A 20,199-nucleotide genomic window follows, 5' to 3' on the forward strand; every position below is an offset into this window, starting at 1 on the left:
GACGACGTGAGCTTGCTCGCTCACGGACGATTTGAATTGGTTCCACAGAACGCTTTTCTTCGCGTCGGAACGCCTGAACCGTAATTGAACACATGCTGACGGGGATACAGGGGTTAACCGCGAGGAGTCGATACAGCTTAGGGCTAAAACGCTGATGCACGCTTGCTTTGAGGTGCATTTTCCCTGGTATCGCGAAAGAGTTTCTCCCTTCCGCTCTTTGTTCAAGCGGATAGGGAATATAGACTCGGGCCAAATTAGATAAGTGCAGTGCAGGAGACGTGCTTCACGAAAATCGTCGCCGTAGGGCGCGCCCTCGCATATCTGCTTGCAATCCCATCTGATTTTTCAGCCCATTCGCTTGTGCGACTGCCCAATGCTGAGATTGTTGCGTCTGATAAACGGTAAGCGGGAACCCCGGAGAGAGAAAAATCCGTAGCGAACGTAGAACTTGAGAGTGCTCGAGGTAAATGTATTGCGTAGTACAACTATATTAAAGGAGATGCTGATGAAGAATCTTATGTTTGGCTTGTTCGCGCTGTCGGCGACTGCAACAGCCATGGCTCAAAGCAGCGTCACGTTATACGGTATCGTGGACAACGGTATCGTGTACGAGACGAACCAACCGAAGGGGCACGTGTTCGGTGCGCAAAGTGGGGGCTGGGCTCAGTCAAGATTCGGTCTCAAGGGCGCCGAAGACCTCGGCGGCGGTACTCACGCAATCTTCCAGCTTGAGTCCCGTCTTAACACGATGAACGGCTCTTTTGCGAACGGCAGCTTCTTTGAGGGGCAGGCTACGGTTGGCCTCCACAACGACACATGGGGGCAGGTCAAGCTCGGAAACATGGGCTCGGCCGAAATCAGCCAGTATTCAGGCGACGTTGACCCTCAGCAAACAAAGCGGTATTCGATTGGCACGTTGGTCCGCGGTCGCATCTTCTCGCAGGCTGCGAATGGCGTGGAGTACCTGTCGCCGACGCTCGCGGGCTTCACCCTCCAAGGCCAGTATGACTTGACGAATTCGTCGAAGTGGAACGCCGGCAACCCCGGGAGCGCGCCCGGCCAGCTTGGCACGTCCAGCGGACTCGGAAGCGCCCAAGGTCGCTCGGACGGTGTCAAACTTTCGTACGCCAACAAGGGGCTCTTCTGGCAAGCCACCTATGACGAAGTTCGTGACGAGAACGGCCAGTTCAGTAACGTGTACCTGACGTCACGCTCAATTCTCACCGGCCTTACATACGGGTTCGGCCCTGTAACTGCTTACGTCGGCTACCAGCACCTTAGCGCACCCGACGCGTCGAACGCAGGCTACTTCGGGACGGCAACTCCGTCCGCGTTGCCGGCTGGCGCCGGGCTTCCGACAACCGTCAATCATGAGTGGATTGGGGCAACCTGGTTGACGACGCCGGCTTTGGCTATCACCGGTGCCGTCTATCACGCCAATGCAAACAAAGGCAACGGTAACGCCACCCTCTTCACACTCGGCGCGAACTATTCGCTGTCCAAGCGGACCCTCCTGTACACGGAGCTGGCGTACGTCCGGAACAGTTCGTCGTCGAACATCGGTCTCGACAGCGGATTGTACGGCGCGAATGTCAATGATGACCCCGTCAACGGCAACAGTTCGAGCACAAACCCCAACTTCGGGAAAAGCCAGTTCGGCGTGATTGCGGGGGTGGCCACGCAGTTTTGATATCTCAGGTGGGTCCGGGTAAAGACTTCCCCCGGACCTTCCCAGCGTTGCACCCGTTCGGATTTGCACATTCAAGACACCCGACCAGCCATGTGCCACGTAGGAAAGAACTGGCCATGGCGCGGTTTTGGCTCGCGAATCACTCGCGGAAGCGACTCGCGATGTAGTCAGGAATATTCTCCGGTGTGACAACCACGACCGAAGACGACGACGCAACGGATGATGCTGGCAGGAGCTTGTGATAATGCATGACATGATGGCACGCAGACCGCATGTCCTGTCGCAGGTCGTGATACAGGATTGCCTGGATTTTTCCAGTCGTTAGAAGCCGTACGTTATCCCTGTCCAGGTCATGGCCAATGAAACACACCGGAGCTTCCTGCTGTGCCTCCAATGCGCGAAGAATTGCAACGTTACCTCCGCCCATGGAGTAGACGGCGGCGATGTCAGCGCCATCATTGAGGACGCTTCGGACTCGCTCTTCGGTCGGAGAATCGAGACCATGGCCGCCGCTAGCATCAATCAGTTTCAGACGGGGATGGTGCTTGCGCAACGCTCGCCGAAAACTAATCTCGCGTTCTTCCTCACCGCGGAAATGCTCGTCGCTCATCGTTATTAGCACGTTGGCTGGCTGTGGGCCGAGCAACAGACCGAGGAGATATGCAGCCGTCGCTCCCGCAACGCGATTGTCGAGTCCGGCGTAAGCGATGCGACCTGACAGCGGGATATCGGTAAATACTGTAACGACGGGAATGCCGAGGCGCTGCAGTTCACCAACTTCCTCCGAAATCTCGGGGACATCGCGGGCTTTCAGAAAAACGCCATGACTGCCTCTTCGAGCAATAGAGCGCAGGGTGTCTACGACCTCGGCCGTCGTCATCGTTTCCCGAAACTGAAAGCGCGGGCGGACGACCACCGGATGCATGAGCGCCAACTCCGCTTCGAGCGCGCTCTTAATTTCGTCACTGAATCGTTCTGGTGCCTCAACCACCACGTCAATCATGAGCTTCCGACCTGTATTAGCCAGGTTCCGCTCTTGTGTCTCAAGTTCTTTTATCGCCTGCTCAACGCGGTTGCGCGTGTGTTCCCGAACATTTGCCCGACCGTTCAGAACTCTGTCTACAGTGGCTACGCCAAGCCCTGCCTGTAGGGCGATTTCCTTAATCAAAAAGCGGTGAGCCAATCTGACTCTCCTTCGCTGATAGATTATTGATGTTTTTATGAGATTCCCATTGGTGCTTTGCAAGCTATCCTACATCGAAAATAGGAGGCACGGATGAGCTACCGACTTCAAAATTACCGCGCTGAGCAACCTGCCTGGTACCATGAAAATGAGTGCGTTCTGGGCGACTTTGTTGCCGCGCTTCGAGCGCACACCGGGCCAGCGTTGCGCTACGCGTCGAAGTCGACGGAAGAAATTCCTCTGTACGAATGCGGCGATTTGGCGGAGGTGGTCTCGAACCACACCGCAAAGCTTGCTCTGCTGGCTGAGTGGGCGGCCGTGTTGCGGGATGGGGCGGGTATTTTTGTGCTCAAGCGAGCGTTTGCTGACACCAGGTGCATTGATGACGCCACGGCGGTCTTCGAATCAGTCATTGAACGGGAGCGAAATTCGGGACGGAAGGCCGACCACTTCGCGAAAGCTGGTGCAAATGACCGCATCTGGAACGCGCAGGAAAAGCTTTGTCTGACTGCGCCTGACGTCTTTGCCCGCTACTTTTCAAATCCTTGGTTGTCGGCCGCCGCTGAAGCGTGGCTGGGCCCGCTCTACCAAGTTACGTCGCAGGTGAATGTCGTGAGGCCCGGCGGGCAAGCGCAGCAGGCGCATCGCGATTACCACCTGGGTTTCCAGACATCTGAAGTGGCTGCGTCCTTTCCCCCGCATGTGCACGAAATGTCGGCCTTCCTGACTTTGCAGGGGGCTGTCGCCCATAGCGATATGCCGGTAGAAAGCGGACCAACCAAGGTGCTGCCGTACTCACAGCGATATGCTCAAGGCTATGTGGCTTGGCGCAGAGCCGACTTCCGGGAGTATTTCGAAAGTAACTATGTCCAGATGCCCTTGGCGAAAGGTGATGCCATTTTCTTCAATCCAGCCGTGTTCCACGCTGCGGGTTCAAACCGGACGAGCGGCATCCAGAGAATGGCAAACCTTCTACAAATCTCGTCGGCATATGGAAGAGCAATGGAGGTAGTCAATCGGTCTCGCATGTCCGAGGTTTTATATCCGGTGCTCCGAGCTGAGCTGAAGGCCGGCAACATGACCGAAATGGAAGTAATGTCGGTCATCAATTCATGCGCTGAAGGATATTCATTCCCGACCAACCTCGATAGGGACCCGCCGGCGGGTGGCCTTGCGCCTGAGAGTCAGAACCAACTGATGCTCCGAGCTCTAAAGGAAGATTGGGAGCCACCAGCGTTCGCTCAGGCGTTGCTTGCTCAGGCATGGCGGCGTGCGCCGGACGACACGCAGATTTGATAGATTATTGATGGATTTTTGTCAATCAAAGATAGATTTGAAGCACTATTATGATGCTTGTGCGACCTCAGGTGGTTCAGCCAGATTCGCACATGCTGCCGCATCCGCACGGATGCGGGTGGAGACAAAGCGTAATGGTGCAATGGCATGGACCAGTTCAAAGAACTACAACTATTCGTCGAAGTGGCCGAGACAGGCAGTATCAGCCGGGCTGCGGAAGCCGTTGAGCTTTCAATCTCAGCAGCAAGCCGGTATCTGATTTCGCTGGAGGCGAGGCTCGGGGTCCAGTTGGTGCGACGAACGACGCGCAACCTCTATCTAACCGAGGCCGGAGCCGAATTCCATAGGCGCTGCAAGTCCATCCTCTCGGACCTAGGTGAAGCTGAAGCCGTCATCAAAGAGGCGGTGGTACGTCCGAGCGGCATCCTTCGAGTTACAGCTTCCCTATCGTTTTGCATGCTTCATATCGCGCCAATGCTTCCTGATTTCACGGCTCGATACCCCGACATTACGGTGGACGTTCTCGCGCACAACCGCTACTACGACATCATCGAGAATGGAATTGATGTCGCAGTTCGAACAAAGGTTCTCGAACCAGACAGCAGCATAACGGTTCGAAGGCTAGCCTCGACGCGACGAATATTGGCTGCCTCACCTGGCTACATTGCGGCGAACGGGTGCCCCCGCTTTCCTGCTGAGCTCGCCAAGCACCGCCTACTCAACTATCAGCTTGCGGACAATCCGCGGGAGCTGTCGTTCACACGAGATGGCGAGTCGGTTTGCGTCAAAGTCAAGCCACTCGTGGAGTCGAACGATGGCCAGATACTGCGTATCGCCGCGCTGGATAACATGGGAATTCTGGTTCAACCTAAATACATCATCTACGACGACCTCAAAGCTGGTCGCCTCGTCCCGGTGCTTGACGATTGGGACCTTCCTCGCTTGACGATGAACATCGCGTTCCAAACCCGCTCGCATCTGCCCGTGAAGGTGCGACTGTTTATTGACGCGCTTGTCGAGCGCTTCCAGCAGGCCGAATACGAACGGCATTGGACAGCGTAAATGCTTTCCTGGTGGGACTTGCGGCTTCTTCCCACTCAGCGCGAAAGACTTTCCCTTTCTAGCTCTGTTTTGCCAGCCACGGAGAATATAGACTCGTTTCAAAGCTGCAGAAAAGATTGATGGAGACATTCAATGCAAAGCGCACCCTCTACAGTTCAGTCCACGTCACCCTATTTTGAGGAAGCCCGTTCGGCGGAGGTTGTCAATGCGCGAATGAGCGAAAGTGCTGATGCTCGCTTGCGCCAAGTGATGTCCGTTCTGGTCAAACACCTGCATGCTGCGGTAAAGGAAATTGAGCCAACGCATGAAGAGTGGTTCACCGCTATCCGCTTCCTCACTGAGACAGGTCAGATGTGTACCGACTGGCGCCAGGAGTACATCCTGCTTTCGGACATTCTTGGTGTGTCCATGCTGGTCGATGCCATCAATCATCGTCGTCCGAGCGGCGCAACGCCCAACACGATTCTAGGACCGTTCTACGTAGCCAACGCGCCCGAATATGCTAATGGCGAGAACATTTGCCTTGATGGAAAAGGTGAGCCCATGGTCGTTGAAGGTCGAGTAACGGACATCAACGGGAAGCCGATACCCAACGCAAAGCTCGAGGTTTGGCAGACGAACGACGACGGGTTCTACGACGTTCAGCAAAAGGGCGTCCAACCTGAGTCGAATCTACGCGGCGTATTCACTTCAGACGCCGAAGGCCGGTACTGGTTCAAGTCCGTCAAACCTCGTCACTATCCGATTCCTTCGGATGGCCCTGTTGGAAAGCTCCTTGGCGCAATGGGCCGCCATCCGAACCGGGCTGCGCACCTGCACTTCATCGTGACAGCACCCGGATACGAAGCGGTCATCACTCACATCTTCACGCCTGACTGCCCCTATCTGCCCGAAGATGCAGTCTTCGGGGTCAAGCGAGAACTAATCGCCGATTTCCACAAGATTGACGACCCGGAAGCAGGCAAGCGTGTCGGGATGTCGTCGCCGTTCTGGTCAGTGTCATGGGACTTCACTCTCGCGACGTCTGACAAGCCCATGCGGGCAATCCAGTAGTCGCTTTGCACGTTAGAGCGTGCATCCGAACAAGTCCATGAAATTGAGAGATACAGGAGTACTAAAGATGAGTGCGAAGAAAGAGCTGTTGGCTGCCTACTGGACCCTCGCTGGCGATGTATATCCCTGTGCAGCGAACGAAATCAGCCCGTTCCCACTGCGCGACCGTTGCGAAGCGGCAATGCGTGCCGGCTGGAGCGGAGTTGGCCTTATCCTTGACGACCTCGAACACAGCATCGAGAAATATGGACTGTCAGGCGTCAAAGCCATTCTCGATGATACGGGCATGAAGTATTTCGAACTCGAAATCCTGATGGACTGGTATCTCGCCGGTGAGGCACGTGCGAAGTCGGACCATTGCCGTCGCCGGTTCATTGAACTGGGCGGGGAGCTCGGAATGCGTAATCTAAAAATCGGCGCCAGTCCGTTCGACAAGAGCCCGCCCGACTTTCCCCATATGACTGATGAATTCGGGAAGCTTTGCGAAGACGTGGCAACGGTCGGCGCAACAGTCGCAATCGAGTTCATGCCCTTTTCCCCCATCCTGAACGTCGCTGAAGCGCTGAGGGTTGCAGAAGGTGCAAATCAGCCGAACGGCGGCCTGATGGTCGACCACTGGCACGTTGCACGCGCCAATACGCCTTACAGCGAGGTCGCGCAAATCCCCGCGCGATTCATCAAGGGCGTGGAAATGGACGATGTTGCCGCGCAGGTTCAGGGTTCGCTGTTCGATGACTCGACCTTCAACCGTCAGCTCTGCGGCGAAGGCGTGGGCGACTGCCGCGCGTTCGTCGATGCCCTCGACAAGGCAGGCTGCACATTGCCCTACTACGGCGTTGAGCTTATCTCTGAGGTACATCGCAAGTTTCCGCTCGACGAAATGGCAAAGCGGGCGTACGACACCACCATCGCTCAGTTCTCGGCCGAGTCGACCGCTGCCGCCTGACGACTTCGACGTTCAAAAGACAACGTATTTCTGGAGACTCAAATGATTCGAATCGCCGTACTCGGAGCTGGCCGTATTGGTCGCATTCACGCTGCCAACGTTGCAGCAAGCCCGAATGCCAAATTGGTCGTCGTCGCGGACCCCGTCGAAAGCGCAGCAACATCACTCGCTAGCCGGCTTGGCTGTGAAGCGTCGACGGACCCTGCGGGCGTTCTTGAGCGCAGCGACGTTGACGCTGTGGTCATCGGTACGCCGACGGACACTCACATCACGTTCATGCTCGAAGCGGTGAAGCGCGGCAAGGCCGTCCTGTGCGAGAAGCCGATTGACCTTGATATGGAAAAGTCGCTCGCCGCTGCGAACGAGGTTGAACGTCAGGGCGGTCGCGTGATGCTCGCGTTTAATCGCCGCTTTGACCGGACCTCGCAAGCCTTCCGCAAGGCCATCGACGCAGGCGAAGTGGGTGACGTGCGTCAGGTCATCATTTCGAGCCGGGACCCGGGCATGCCGCCGCGCGACTATGTGGAGCATTCCGGCGGGATTTTCCGCGACATGGTTATCCACGACCTGGATATGGCTCGCTGGCTGCTCGGCGAAGAACCTGTCGAAGTTATGGCGACTGCAAGCCGCCTCATCGACCCGTCGCTGGAAGGACTGACAGACTTCGATACGGTAATGGTTCTGTTGCGCACTGCTTCTGGAAAGCAATGCCACATCAACTGCTGCCGCGAAGCGGTCTACGGCTACGACCAGCGTATGGAGGTTTCTGGGTCCAAGGGGATGCTTCTGCAGGAAAACCTCCGTCCTTCAACCATTCGCCGCTGGACGAAGGAAACCACGGATGCCCGCGAGCCGCTCCTGAACTTCTTCCTCGAGCGATACGTTGACGCCTATAAGGCGGAGCTCGAAGCCTTCGTTGATGCGCTCAACGCGAAATCGCCGCTGCCGACGTCCGTGCAGGACGGGCTGAAGGCGTTGCGCCTGGCGGATGCCGCCCTCGAGTCCGCGCTGACGGGCAAAGCGGTCAAGGTCTAACAGGAAATCTGGAGGAGATACGTCATGGCACGAAAGATTGGTCCGAATGAAACGCTGGGTGTGGCATGCCTTGGCATCACTCACCCGCACACTTCCGGGCGAGTCAAAGCTATCCAGCGTCGAACCGACGCTAAGATGCTGGGCGCCTGGGACAAGAGCCCATTGCTTACACCGTTCGTCGATGCGCTTGGCCTTGAAGCACGCTCGAAGGAAGACATTCTGGCGGACGAGAACGTGCATGTCGTACTCGTCCACTCGAAGAGCGAAAAGATGGCCGACCTGACCATCGAGGCGCTTGAAGCAGGCAAGGCTGTTTTGTGCGAGAAGCCTGCAGGCCGTAGTTCTGTCGACGCCAAGCGTATTGTCGACGCGGTTGAGCGTACTGGCGGTCTGGTGCAGGTCGGCTACTGCTGGCGCTTCGCACCATCGGTCGACGCGATGCAGGCAGCTCTCAAAAGTGGTCGTCTTGGAAAGGTCGTGCAGGTGCGCGCTCACGGGGGCTGTTCGCACGACGAGGCGGGGACTCCGCACATGACGCAGCCTGGCGACATTGGCGGCGCCGTGTTCGTCATCGGATGTCACCTTATCGACCGCATTCTTCTTCATTTTGGCCTGCCACGGTCGGTGAATGCTCGCATTACCAAGTTCCCGAACTTCCACGGCGACGAGTCGCGTGAAGACGCCGCGGGCGCCGTGCTGAACTACGACGACAAGATTGTCACAGTCGACTTCATGTCGTGGGACGTTTTGCCCTGGACCGAAAGTTGGGACATCACCGCCTACGGCACGGAAGGCATCATGTCGTCACGCTCGCTGCCCGCGAGCTACAAGATTTATGACGCAGGCAAAGGTAACCATCCGGAAGGTTGGACCGAGTGGCAGGAAACCAGCTTCCCGGAAATCTGGGCGACCAAGAAGACCGAGTATTCGCCGGACATTGCAGAGATTGGCAACCCCGTCTACTTCGACCGCGAGTCGAACGCGTTCTTCGACGCATTGCGCAATGGCACACAGTCGGTTGTACCTGCCACGCAGGCATACAACATCAGCCGCGTAATCGAAGCCATGTTCGCGTCTTCCAAGGAAGCCGGTGCCGAGGTCGCTATCGAACGATAGCTTTGAGTACTGACGCCATCCGGCGTCAGTACTGAGCTTTCCAGGTAAAAAACTGAACCAATAACTATGTATTCCTAACTAGGAGACGATGTCATGAAAATCTTGAAAAGTGTTTTGGTCATTCTCGCCGCGACGACGGCTTTCTCGGCGATGTCCAGCACCGCATCCGCCCAGGATAAGGGGGTTGTCGGAATCTCCCTGCCTGACAAAACCGAGTCCCGTTGGATTACCGATGGTAAGAGCATGGTCGACGCCCTGAAGGCAAAGGGCTACTCCGCCGACCTGCAGTACGCAAATTATGACGTGCCGACGCAGGTGAATCAGGTCGAGAACATGCTCGCCAAAGGTGTCAAGGCACTCGTCATCGCGCCCATCGACGGTAAAACTTTCTCGGACGCTCTGGCACTCGCGCAGAAGAAAGGTATCAAGGTGATTTCGTACGACCGCCTGATTAGTCAGACCAAGGATGTCGACTACTACGCGACTTTCGACAACTATGGCGTCGGCGTCCTCCAAGGTCAGAGCATCGTCAGCGCATGGCAGAAAGCCGGTAGCAAGACGCCCTTCAATATCGAACTGTTTGGTGGTTCTTCGGACGACAACAACGCTCACATGGTGTACGCGGGTGGCATGTCAATTCTGAAGCCGTACATCGACAGCGGCAAGTTTGTCATTCGCAGCAAGCAGGTCGCGTTCGAAAAAGTCGCGACACGTAACTGGGACGGTGCGACGGCTCAGGCACGGATGGACAACCTGCTGAGCGCTTTCTACGGCAAAGACCACCTCGACGCTGTTTGGGCTCCGAATGACTCGTTGGCGATTGGCATCATCTCGTCCCTCAAGGGCGTCGGTTACGGCTCCGGACAGCAGGCAATGCCCATCGTCACGGGACAGGATGCAGACGTTCAGAACGTGAAGAGCATCGTCCGCGGAGAGCAAACCTCCACTGTGTTCAAGGACACACGCAAGCTTGCCAGCGTCGCAGCTGACATGGTCGACGATGCGCTCACCGGGAAACAGGTACCTATCAACGACACGAAGAGCTACAACAACGGCGTGAAGATTGTCCCGACGTATCTCGTCAAGCCAGTGCTGGTCGATAAGGCCAACTATCAGGCGGAACTGGTGACGAGCGGTTATTACACGCAGGCGCAAATCAAGTAGGCCGTCGGAATACCAGCGTGACGGGGTCTTCTGGTGAAGCACCCGTCTAACGCAGGCACGCCCCGAGCGTGACCAATCAAAGGAATTGACCATGGATACCATTCTGGAGATGCGCGGGATTCAGAAAAGCTTCGGCGCTGTCAAAGCTCTGAATAACGTGAACATGAGTGTGCGCCAAGGCGAGATTCACGCCATTTGTGGAGAGAATGGCGCGGGAAAATCGACCCTGATGAAGATTCTCAGTGGCGTCTATCCGCACGGCACTTATGTCGGTGATGTCCTTTACGACGGCCAGGAGCGTTCGTTTGCCGATATTTCGGATAGTGAGGCTGTCGGAATCATCATCATCCATCAGGAACTCGCTCTTGTGCCCATGCTGTCGATTACCGAGAACATTTTTCTTGGTAACGAACAATCCAAGCGCGGCGTCATCGATTGGCAGGTGTCGCGTGCGAAAGCCAAGGAGTTGCTGACCAAAGTTGGCCTTACGGATTCTCCAGACGCCGCAGTCGGTACCCTCGGGATTGGCAAACAACAGCTCGTAGAAATTGCGAAGGCATTGTCGAAAGAGGTTCGTCTGCTTATTCTGGATGAGCCTACTGCCAGCTTGAATGAGAAAGACAGCGATACGCTTCTTACTCTTCTGCTTGAACTGAAGTCGCGTGGTGTTACGTCAATCATCATCTCGCACAAGCTCAATGAAATATCGCGGGTCGCCGACGGCATCACCGTCATCCGCGATGGTTCGACTGTCGATGTGCTCGATTGCCGCACAGACGCTGTAAGCGAAGACCGCATCATCAAGGCGATGGTCGGTCGCGAGATGTCCGACCGCTATCCGCCGCGTACGCCAGATATCGGCGACATTATTTTCGAAGTCAAGGACTGGCGCGTCCAGCACCCAACGCAGCGTAGCCGGGCTGTCATCAAGGGTGTAAATCTGAAGGCACGTAAGGGTGAAATCGTCGGCATTGCCGGCCTGATGGGTTCCGGGCGGACGGAGCTCGCCATGAGTGTCTTTGGCGGCACCTACGGACAGGACATCACCGGCCAGGTGCTGATGCATGGAAAGGCCGTCGATACCTCATCGGTCCAGAAAGCTATCAAGGCGGGTATCGCTTACGTCACGGAGGACCGGAAGGGTAATGGTCTGCTTCTCGACGACAACATCAAGCGAAATATCACCCTGGCGAACCTCACGGGCATATCGAAGCTCGGGGTCGTCAACGAACATGAAGAGATAACGGTAGCGACTGAATTTCTCAAGAAACTCCGAATTCGCGCACAAGGTGTCACCCACGTCGTGGGCAATCTGTCGGGCGGGAATCAGCAAAAGGTCGTCATTAGCAAGTGGCTATTTTCAGGGCCTGAAGTGTTGATTCTGGACGAGCCGACGCGAGGAATTGATGTCGGCGCGAAATATGAGATTTACAACATCATCAATCAGGCTGTTGCTGCAGGTAAGTGTGTGGTCATGATTTCCTCGGAAATGCCCGAGCTTCTTGGCATGTGTGACCGCATCTATGTCATGAACGAAGGCCGGTTTGTCGGCGAACTAACCGCAGAAGATGCCTCGCAGGAAAACATCATGCGGGCAATCATGCGAAATGGAGACATCGAAAATGCGTAAGGCACTCTCTCCGGTGGCCGCCGAAGGCACCGAGGTCAAGAAAAGCGAAGTTTTCGGAATGGTCAAGCGTATCGGCAGCGAGTATGGGCTGCTTCTGTCGCTCGTCATCATCATGGTGTTCTTTCAGGTCGCGACCAGTGGCGTGCTGATGCAGCCGCTCAACCTGACGAACCTTGTGCTTCAAAACAGCTATATCGTCATCATGGCCCTCGGCATGCTCATGGTGATTGTCTCGGGGCACATTGACCTTTCTGTTGGCTCTACGGCAGGCCTTGTGGGCGCATTGGCCGCAGTATTGATGGTTCAGTTTGAAATCAACTATGTCTGGGCGACCATCATCTGTCTGGTGGCCGGCGCGCTAATTGGCGCTTTGCAGGGCTACTGGATTGCGTTCTGGCGGATGCCGTCGTTTATCGTGACGTTGGCAGGCATGCTGGTGTTTCGCGGTATGACAAACCTCGTCCTGCAAGGACAGTCCATCGGTCCATTTCCGGATGCCTTCGGCGCAGTAAGTTCGGGATTCATTCCTGACATCTTTCACGGACAGAACCTGCACATCACTTCGATTCTCCTCGGCGTGGCTGTCGGTGCGCTTTTCTTTCTGATTGAGCTTCGGCACCGGGCGGGCGCAGCGAAACATGGCGTTGGGAGTGGCTCGTTCTCAATGTTCGTGACAAAGAATGTCGTCCTCACGGCGCTAATTGTGTTCTTTTGCTATCTCCTCGCGTCCTACCGTGGCTTGCCTACCGTGCTAGTCATCATGGGTGTGCTGATTGGTGTGTACACGTTCATCATGAATCGCACGACAATCGGCCGCCGAATCTACGCGGTCGGCGGTAATGCAAAGGCCGCGCGGCTGTCAGGTGTCAGCGTTCCTGCAGTCAGCTTCCTGACGTTCGTGAACATGGGTGTACTGGCTGCATTGGCGGGGCTGATTTTCGCCGCGAGACTGAATAGTGGAACGCCTAAGGCCGGCACCGGATTTGAGCTCGACGTCATCGCAGCATGCTTCATCGGTGGCGCATCTGCTTCCGGCGGCGTTGGCAAGGTTGTCGGAGCTGTTGTGGGCGCCTTCATCATGGGCGTCATGAACAACGGCATGTCCATCATGGGCATCGGCGTGGACTACCAGCAGGTCATCAAGGGCGTTGTCCTGCTCGCGGCTGTGTTTGTCGACGTGTACAACAAAAACAAGGCGTAATCGAATCCTACGGCAGACCAGATATAGAGTCAGCTGGGCTCTGCGCCTAGGCTCAGCCTCGCTGACGTGCATACTTGTGGCATGGGATTGCATCTCGAAAATTTGGCCTGGTCATACGCATTACTAAGGGAAATAAATATGGTCAAGCATATCGTGATGTGGAACGTTCGTGGCGAAACATCCCAGCAAAAGAAGGAGTCTGCGTTGCTGGTAAAGACTGCGTTCGAGAGTTTGAGTGGGAAGATTCCTGGGCTCACAAAGCTGGAAGTTGGTCTAGACGTGAGCGCCGTTGATTACGCCTGCGATGTTGTCCTTTACACGGAATTCGAAAGCCAGGAGTCGCTTGAAGCATATGCGTCACATCCTGAGCATCTGCGGGTGAAGCAAGTCATAGGTGACATTCGCATCGCGCGACATCAAGTCGATTATGTCTAAGCGAGCCATATTGGCCGGTGATACAGGAAGCTAACTCTTATGTATGAATTCACCTACACCACGCAAGCGGCGCGAGTTGTGTTCGGCGCCGGAAGTATGAAGCTGATTCAGCAGGAGGTTGAGACTCTTGGCGCGCGTCGGGCGCTCGTTCTTTGCACCCCGGAGCAGAAGGCTCAAGCTGAAGTCGTGTCGTCGCTCCTCGGCCCTTCAAGTGCAGGGGTATTCGACGGCGCGCAGATGCATGTCCCAATTGAGAACGCTCGCCGCGCACGCGAACACGCGAAGGAAGTGAATGCGGACTGTGCAGTCGCGATTGGAGGAGGGTCAACGATTGGCCTTGGGAAGGCGATAGCGCTAGAATCTTCGCTGCCCATCATCGCCATCCCGACGACATATGCTGGTTCGGAGATGACTCCCATTTATGGCATTACAGAGAACGGGTTGAAGAAGACAGGCCGCGATGTCAGGGTGATTCCGAAGACCGTCCTGTACGACCCGGAGTTGACGGTCGGGCTGCCGGTCCAACTTTCAATAGTGAGTGGACTGAATGCAATCGCCCATGCAGCAGAGGGTTTGTATGCGAAGGATGGAAACCCTGTCATGTCATTGATGGCGGAAGAAGGTATCCGCTCTCTCGCCAATGGATTGCGCGGCGTGAAGAAAAACAGCAAGGACAAGTCGGCGCGCAGCGAGTGTCTGTACGGGGCATGGTTGTGCGGCATGGTGCTCGGCAATGTCGGTATGGCACTGCATCACAAGCTTTGTCATACGTTGGGTGGCACATTCAATTTGCCACACGCAGAGACACACGCAATCGTCCTTCCGCATGCGCTCGCCTACAATAGCACTGTCGCAGATGACGCTATGAGTCGAATCGCGAGGGCTTTAAATGTTGAGTCAGCGCCGGACGGACTCTATCAGTTGAATGCGGAACTGGGCGTGCCGCAAGGACTGCGGGAGATTGGCCTGAGAGAACTGGACTTGGACCGGGCGTGCGAGGTAGCACTCTCAAATCCATACTGGAACCCGCGGCCCATCGAGGAACAACCACTGAGAGCGCTACTGCAGCGAGCATGGGAAGGCTCCGTTCCGGCAGCGTGAACTTGGAACTTGAATATGCCGACGATGCTTCGATTGTCTCCAAAGGAGTTGGGCCCGCTTTTCGAAAGTGCGGCCCCTTTTTCTCTGGTGGCTTCAGCGTTATTTTCAGAAAATGCGGCAGTCTCGAAGACAAATGGAAGTGCAGCGGCGAACCGGTTGCAGCGGCCCAGTGGGTTTTAGGAACGCGAGAACCCCTGCAAATTGTTGACTCACTGGTAACGCTGACACGGGACACCAATTTCTCGATTGCTTGAGCTTTTCGACAGTCAATTGCAGGTTGCGCCCGTTATAGCAATCGTTAGCGCGCACAAGACAGCCGATAAAAATTCTCGTGCACATCCGGAGCGACGACAGTCAATTTGCCACCTTGACTTGGCGTTCAAATCACAATTCTACGTGGCCGAACTGGGGCTAGGGCTCGTCACGCTATCATCGTGTCGATTAGCTGAAGTGTAGCCTCGGCTGCACCGTCAAATCCCACGCCATGCATTGGGTTTGTAACAGACTCGCGGAGATTTATCCGAATGAGCCGTTGGCGCGCGCTTCGCTCGCTGAAGCGCCGCACCGTCGGGAGCGCCTTCCCCGCGCCAAGTTCAATGACAACCAGCTTCGAAACGGTCGAAGCCCAAGCCGCTAATCCTTCGCGCTGCTTTTCGTAAGGTAAGTCAATCCAACCCCAGTCTCCGAACATCAGAATATTCGGACGTGCAAGGGCGCCACAGTGGGGACAACGTGGCATCGGACTCTCCAACTCGGATGTCTTCTCATTCACAAGCGGATGGAACCCCTCGGCCGACCACACATCGTTCGTGCATCTTTCTATGCATTGAAGCGCGTGAATCGACCCATGGCATTCGTGAATCCTGTCTGCGGCGAAGCCCGCTTTTTGAAACTGCCCATCAACATTGCTCGTGAAAACGAATGCACCAAGGGGCATGCGGTCCGCCCACCGGCGCAAAATCGCGAAGCCCTCGTGCGGGACGGTCTCACGGTAGAGCGTCAAGCGGTGTCCATAAAAGCCCCACGCGAGCGTCGGATGTTCCGCAAACCTTGCAGGGTTTGCCATGTCTTCGAACGAGAAGCCACGATGCTGAAGCGCTGGATAAGCGCGCCAGAAACCTTCGCGGCCGCGAAAGTCAGGAAGGCCCGAGTCGACGCCCATGCCAGCACCGGCGGTGATTAGTATCCCATCCGCCTCTCGCAGCCAGCCAGCAGCTTTCTCCAGCTTTTCATTCAGCCAATCGGTCATCTTAGAAAGCGTCTCTGTGAACGGGTTTCGCGCGACACCATGTCGACGGTGTACGCCTGGCGGGAACTGCCACGTTGCTATATTGGTTCCACTCTTGCTAAGCACGAAGGAACCATTCATCGGGGCCATAAACCCTGTTCAGCGTATCAACGTCACGCTTGTATCCGAGTTCCTCCACAAAGCCTAACGACCTCAATACCTCACGTGTGCGCATGAGTTCCTGTGTGTCGTTCCAGTCTCGCGTGTACACGCATATAACATGGCCGTCTCGGGTTTTGCTGCGCAGCGCCGTGGACACCTTGGCAAACAAGAGCTCGTCGGCCTCCACGGCGCCCTTAATTCTCGCCCACGCTAAGTCAACATCAGACGAAGGCACGAACACGCACCACTTCCCTGTAATAGGTCCTGAGAAAATGGCGCCGCAGCTAGGGGATTTCCTCATCTGCCAGCTTCGGCTGAAGTCCTCGGACGGGTTATCTGACTCCCCTGATAGCTGCTTTCCGACGGGTGTGGTGTCTAGTTTGGTCATACGCGGCTCCATTCTCCGCCGAAATTCGGCTTTGCTATCGGAAGCATTTGCACGCAGAAATCTCTCGTAGCTATCACCCGTTTCATGGCATCTCATCGAGCTATACCTTGATGTCACGAAATCTAAAGGTGTAACTGAAATGCTTGACGTTACTGACGAACAAATAACGCTGAACGAACTCCGCATCGCTGCGTACCATGAAGCAGGTCACAAAATGCTCTATGAGCGCTTTGGCGGTGCGGGTGACGCGGTCGTCTGGCGAAACCAGAGCGGGAATCCTGAGGAGACTGCGTGGCGTGGGCAGTTTCGTCCGCGCACCTGTCCAGAGGCGATGCAAAAGGTTGCGAGGAAGCAAGGGTTTGATGTTCCCCCGCTACCCCAGAATTGGAAAGTTTTGGTTGGTATGGGAGGCCTGGTGGCCGAAACCATCTTAAGCGGCGAGACGGACGATGCCGGTGTCCTGGCAGACATTCTGGTCTCCCGAATCTGGAACGGCGAGGCGTCGGCCAGTGACCTAGCGCTGATGAACATTTCGGACATCGATAACTTCGCACTTAGCTATGATTCAGTGGATGAATGCATGCGGGTTCTGCGTGATGGTTGGTCAGACGTACGGCAAGAAGCAGAATGTCTTATTGCCACGTGTCTGCCGGATGCGAGTTTCAAATCAACAATGTGCAGCACTCTTTCCTAATAATCGAGCGGTGAGTACCTTGCGTCACTTTCTTGTCGACCGTTCGGGAGCTGTCCAAACGTTAGGAAATGCCGCAGCCGACACCGCAAGGTCGACGTCAAGCGGGTAGTGTCGAAGGAGTCGTAAGGCCGCCTCTCGGAGTTTGTTGAGGTCAGTGAGATTTTCGTCGGACGCGAGCATCTGCAGAAAGCTGCGAGTCTCGATAACCGCCTTGGTCCGTTCGTATGGAGTGGTCATAAGTTTCGCCTTATCAGCTCGTCGACAGATACCCAGCCCTGACTGTCGAGACAGATTCCAATCATCTCGGGTTTATGGCGCAAAATCTTCGAAAGGAGTCTGCTAACCGCGACGTGCTCAGTCGAGCCGTCTGACCTGTTGTTCGACCCGGTTGGCCGCGTTCGGCTCAATCTTCTTCACCCGTCGAGGCCTGGTAAGCTTTTTCGGCTGCATGCTGGTTGGCTTGATATTCCAGCACCGATGCCTTTGTCACGTATCGGTTGTTACCCGTCTTTTGATGAAGGTTGAGTTTTCCTTGCTCGAGCAGCTTCGCCACATGTCGACGGGAAACGAATAGCAGATTCGCCGCATCGGCGGTAGTCATGAAATCGTCGGCGTCAGGCTGCTGCGAGAAGTGCAGGTTCTGAATCTCGGTAATTATCGCGGCCACGCCGCTGAAGAGTTCTTGTTGAACCTCGGCAGGTATCCGGGAGCCCAGATTCCGAAACATCTCTTCCATACGCTCACGAGTGAGTGCCATCGCATCGGTTTCGGATGGCGTGGGAACCGTTGCGTTCGTCCCTTTGGAGGTGCGGTCATCACGCTCCGTTGTAGGCTTGCGTCTAAACAGAATTCCCTCTTGGACGTATCGCCTTTTGATGCGCAGTATTAGCAAACTGAGGGCAAATCCGATTGCCGGCAGGACCAGAAGTGCGGGGTGATTGAGGGCGTAATCCAGGAGCTCTTTCATGGTCAGCGGGCCCAAGGAGCCGCGGTCTTTTGCCTATGGAGACAGGCGTGCATACTGTTCGGCAAATGCCGCCGCTTCTTGGACTACTGGCTCAACATCTTCGACTGATAGCCGTTGAAGCGGCGTAGCCGGGACGCCCAGTCCCAACGACTCAATCGGTGTCGTGAAGAAGTCGAACATGGCCCATGGGTCGGTTTTGCCAAGACTACGAATGACCTTCCGGAAGTCGTCGCGGAAAATCATAGGTGTGAGGAAGAATGCCGGACAGTAGAGTTCGGCGCCGAAGTAGACTCGGAACATCCGATTTGCGGCGATGAGCTTGTCCAGCATCTTTTCCGTGATGCCGGCTGCCTTGCAGAAGTCGTGAGTGCGAAGGAGCTTACCCTGAAGCACAAGAGGGTAGCGCTCAGCGTTCGACTTACTCGGTCCAGGCAGAGGTTCGCTTTCGGGAGGCTGCTTCGATGCACGTTCGGTGCGCTTGCGAAGATTCTCTTCCTCCTCCAGGAGCGCGACAAGGTCAATTCCGTACACTGTGGCTAAGCCGGCGACTTTACAGAGATGATTTTTGAACATACGGCCGAGCGCCGCGTCGGGGATATTCAGAAACGTTTCTGTGGCTTTCGGGTCACACAGGATGGCTGCGACGACAACGCGACGAATGACATGTTGCACCCGTACGTCATCGAGCGATGTGATGTTCTTTGTAGCATCCGCGGACTGCGGCATGGCCATTCCTTTACTTAAACAAAGCTAAAACTTGTCGGCGGAGAGTGGGCTCGCTGTGGTATCTCGGCTCCGCGCTTCTTATGACTCGCGCTGCGTGCGCATGAGATTTTCGAACGCTAGGCATCGCCATTACCCATATCGTTTCGGCGCATCTGTTCTGTCACATCTTTAACGGCGCCGCCCTGTCCGCCGGTGATGGAGTGAAACCAGATGTCCCAGGTGTCGATAACATCCCGAAAGCTTCCTGGCTCGCCAAGGAGTCGGTAGGTAAGGCCGTCGCTCGTCTGCACGTGCATCGTCTTAGTATTGAACCTGACGAGAGCAGAACTCACGTGCCCGCAGTCACCGGAGTCATAGCCTACAAGACGTGGCAAACCGTCATCGGTTTCGAAGATTCTCCAGCGTGACAAATAGACATCAGGCGCTAACAAGGCGAGATTGCGCTTCCGTGGTGGCATCGGGGTTACCTCAGTCGAGCATTTAAGGAGTTGACGGTACATATTTCTACTGTATACGTATACAGAGTAGATGTATAGGCAGTAGATGAATATGGAGTAGACGTTTAAGCGGTAGACGTAAAGGTCGTGTTGCGCCAACCTCCTGGCCATGACCGAAACTGACAACAACGACTTCGACCCTTTCCTCAGGCGGCGACTGGCTGAACATCTCCGGAGGCTACGTCTGGAAAGGCAAATCTCTCAAGAGGCACTCGCAGAGCAGTGCGGCTTCCATCGGTCATACGTTAGCCAAGTTGAGCGATGCGCAAACAACATCACGCTCGACAACATACAAAGACTCGCTATGGCGCTTGGTGTGGACCCTATTGAATTGCTCCGCCCGTGAATTGACCGGTGGGCAGACATGGGCGCATGGCATGAAGGCAAAGCGGTAGTTCGCTGCGAAAAGCGAGGGTGCAACGAAGGCGGCGTGATTGTCCCCAGGTCGGCATTTGCGCAGGTGCAAAAAAGGCCGCCAAGAGCGAGGCCGTTAAGGTACACCTTTAGCTGGCGAGACGTCACATTGGCTAGAAGCTGAACGGGCTCTGGCCGGATGCCAACGTTGCCCGTTCGCCCTATGCACAGTAAATGTCCCGAGGACCGACAATAAGAGCCGCGTAATGCC

Annotated in this window: 22 protein-coding genes; 14 read left to right on the forward strand and 8 right to left on the reverse strand. The window is 55.7% G+C overall.

Annotated elements, in window-relative coordinates; translation table 11 throughout:
- Positions 1-505: 505 nt before the first annotated feature.
- Entirely contained in the window at positions 506-1,690 is a 1,185-nt protein-coding gene (locus ABH945_RS03630; protein ID WP_429249739.1) for a porin, read from the forward strand.
- Positions 1,691-1,829: 139 nt separating this feature from the next.
- Here ABH945_RS03630 and ABH945_RS03635 read toward each other — a convergent pair whose 3' ends face one another.
- A complete protein-coding gene (locus ABH945_RS03635) occupies positions 1,830-2,873 on the reverse strand; it encodes a LacI family DNA-binding transcriptional regulator (protein WP_429249740.1) in 1,044 nt (347 codons plus the stop codon).
- Positions 2,874-2,966: 93 nt separating this feature from the next.
- Between ABH945_RS03635 and ABH945_RS03640 the strand changes: the two genes are divergently transcribed.
- The 11 genes from ABH945_RS03640 to ABH945_RS03690 all read left to right on the forward strand — a co-directional run bounded on the left by ABH945_RS03640 (position 2,967) and on the right by ABH945_RS03690 (position 14,912).
- Positions 2,967-4,169 (forward strand): phytanoyl-CoA dioxygenase family protein, encoded by a 1,203-nt coding sequence (locus ABH945_RS03640; RefSeq protein WP_429249741.1) that lies wholly within the window; start codon positions 2,967-2,969, stop codon positions 4,167-4,169.
- A gap of 147 nt (positions 4,170-4,316) precedes the next feature.
- Entirely contained in the window at positions 4,317-5,231 is a 915-nt protein-coding gene (locus ABH945_RS03645; RefSeq protein WP_429249742.1) for a LysR family transcriptional regulator, read from the forward strand.
- Positions 5,232-5,363: 132 nt separating this feature from the next.
- A complete protein-coding gene (locus ABH945_RS03650; RefSeq protein ID WP_429249743.1) occupies positions 5,364-6,284 on the forward strand; it encodes an intradiol ring-cleavage dioxygenase in 921 nt (306 codons plus the stop codon).
- Between the two features lie 67 nt (positions 6,285-6,351).
- Positions 6,352-7,230 (forward strand): sugar phosphate isomerase/epimerase family protein, encoded by an 879-nt coding sequence (locus tag ABH945_RS03655; RefSeq protein ID WP_429249744.1) that lies wholly within the window; start codon positions 6,352-6,354, stop codon positions 7,228-7,230.
- Positions 7,231-7,272: 42 nt separating this feature from the next.
- On the forward strand, positions 7,273-8,265 hold the full coding sequence (gene iolG, locus ABH945_RS03660; RefSeq protein WP_429249745.1) for an inositol 2-dehydrogenase: 993 nt from the start codon (positions 7,273-7,275) through the stop codon (positions 8,263-8,265).
- 24 nt (positions 8,266-8,289) lie between these two features.
- Positions 8,290-9,381, forward strand: coding sequence for a Gfo/Idh/MocA family protein (locus ABH945_RS03665; protein ID WP_429249746.1), 1,092 nt, complete (start codon positions 8,290-8,292; stop codon positions 9,379-9,381).
- A gap of 93 nt (positions 9,382-9,474) precedes the next feature.
- Positions 9,475-10,545: a multiple monosaccharide ABC transporter substrate-binding protein gene (gene chvE, locus ABH945_RS03670; RefSeq protein ID WP_429249747.1), complete on the forward strand. Its 1,071-nt coding sequence runs from the start codon at positions 9,475-9,477 to the stop codon at positions 10,543-10,545.
- Positions 10,546-10,636: 91 nt separating this feature from the next.
- On the forward strand, positions 10,637-12,175 hold the full coding sequence (mmsA, locus tag ABH945_RS03675) for a multiple monosaccharide ABC transporter ATP-binding protein (RefSeq protein WP_429249748.1): 1,539 nt from the start codon (positions 10,637-10,639) through the stop codon (positions 12,173-12,175).
- Positions 12,168-13,376, forward strand: coding sequence for a multiple monosaccharide ABC transporter permease (gene mmsB / locus ABH945_RS03680; RefSeq protein ID WP_429249749.1), 1,209 nt, complete (start codon positions 12,168-12,170; stop codon positions 13,374-13,376). The genes mmsA and mmsB overlap by 8 nt, the downstream gene beginning before the upstream one ends.
- A gap of 138 nt (positions 13,377-13,514) precedes the next feature.
- Positions 13,515-13,811: a Dabb family protein gene (locus tag ABH945_RS03685; protein WP_429249750.1), complete on the forward strand. Its 297-nt coding sequence runs from the start codon at positions 13,515-13,517 to the stop codon at positions 13,809-13,811.
- Positions 13,812-13,850: 39 nt separating this feature from the next.
- Positions 13,851-14,912, forward strand: a complete 1,062-nt coding sequence (locus ABH945_RS03690; RefSeq protein WP_429249751.1) for a maleylacetate reductase — start codon at positions 13,851-13,853, stop codon at positions 14,910-14,912.
- Between the two features lie 421 nt (positions 14,913-15,333).
- Here ABH945_RS03690 and ABH945_RS03695 read toward each other — a convergent pair whose 3' ends face one another.
- Together ABH945_RS03695 and ABH945_RS03700 are read right to left on the reverse strand one after the other, a co-directional pair.
- The gene (locus ABH945_RS03695; protein WP_429249752.1) at positions 15,334-16,161 is read right to left on the reverse strand and encodes an SIR2 family NAD-dependent protein deacylase; all 828 of its coding nucleotides are present in this window, start codon (positions 16,159-16,161) and stop codon (positions 15,334-15,336) included.
- Positions 16,162-16,258: 97 nt separating this feature from the next.
- Positions 16,259-16,690: a putative phosphothreonine lyase domain-containg protein gene (locus ABH945_RS03700; RefSeq protein WP_429249753.1), complete on the reverse strand. Its 432-nt coding sequence runs from the start codon at positions 16,688-16,690 to the stop codon at positions 16,259-16,261.
- 139 nt (positions 16,691-16,829) lie between these two features.
- Here ABH945_RS03700 and ABH945_RS03705 point away from each other — a divergent pair, with 139 nt between their 5' ends.
- Entirely contained in the window at positions 16,830-17,384 is a 555-nt protein-coding gene (locus ABH945_RS03705) for a hypothetical protein (RefSeq protein ID WP_429249754.1), read from the forward strand.
- A 24-nt stretch (positions 17,385-17,408) separates the two neighbouring features.
- Here the strand turns inward: ABH945_RS03705 and ABH945_RS03710 are convergent, their stop codons facing one another.
- The 5 genes from ABH945_RS03710 to ABH945_RS03730 all read right to left on the reverse strand — a co-directional run bounded on the left by ABH945_RS03710 (position 17,409) and on the right by ABH945_RS03730 (position 19,535).
- Positions 17,409-17,621, reverse strand: coding sequence for a BPSL0761 family protein (locus ABH945_RS03710; RefSeq protein ID WP_429249755.1), 213 nt, complete (start codon positions 17,619-17,621; stop codon positions 17,409-17,411).
- Positions 17,618-17,791: an RNA 2'-phosphotransferase gene (locus tag ABH945_RS03715; protein ID WP_429249756.1), complete on the reverse strand. Its 174-nt coding sequence runs from the start codon at positions 17,789-17,791 to the stop codon at positions 17,618-17,620. Before ABH945_RS03715 ends, ABH945_RS03710 begins: the two co-directional genes overlap by 4 nt.
- The gene (locus tag ABH945_RS03720; RefSeq protein WP_429249757.1) at positions 17,788-18,351 is read right to left on the reverse strand and encodes a helix-turn-helix domain-containing protein; all 564 of its coding nucleotides are present in this window, start codon (positions 18,349-18,351) and stop codon (positions 17,788-17,790) included. The genes ABH945_RS03715 and ABH945_RS03720 overlap by 4 nt, the downstream gene beginning before the upstream one ends.
- A gap of 33 nt (positions 18,352-18,384) precedes the next feature.
- Positions 18,385-19,077 (reverse strand): hypothetical protein, encoded by a 693-nt coding sequence (locus ABH945_RS03725; protein ID WP_429249758.1) that lies wholly within the window; start codon positions 19,075-19,077, stop codon positions 18,385-18,387.
- A 116-nt stretch (positions 19,078-19,193) separates the two neighbouring features.
- Positions 19,194-19,535, reverse strand: a complete 342-nt coding sequence (locus tag ABH945_RS03730) for a hypothetical protein (protein ID WP_429249759.1) — start codon at positions 19,533-19,535, stop codon at positions 19,194-19,196.
- A gap of 148 nt (positions 19,536-19,683) precedes the next feature.
- Between ABH945_RS03730 and ABH945_RS03735 the strand changes: the two genes are divergently transcribed.
- A complete protein-coding gene (locus tag ABH945_RS03735; protein WP_429249760.1) occupies positions 19,684-19,920 on the forward strand; it encodes a helix-turn-helix domain-containing protein in 237 nt (78 codons plus the stop codon).
- The last annotated feature ends 279 nt before the right edge of the window (positions 19,921-20,199 follow it).

It is taken from the genome of Paraburkholderia sp. GAS333 (assembly GCF_050435665.1).
Lineage (GTDB): Bacteria > Pseudomonadota > Gammaproteobacteria > Burkholderiales > Burkholderiaceae > Paraburkholderia > Paraburkholderia fungorum_A.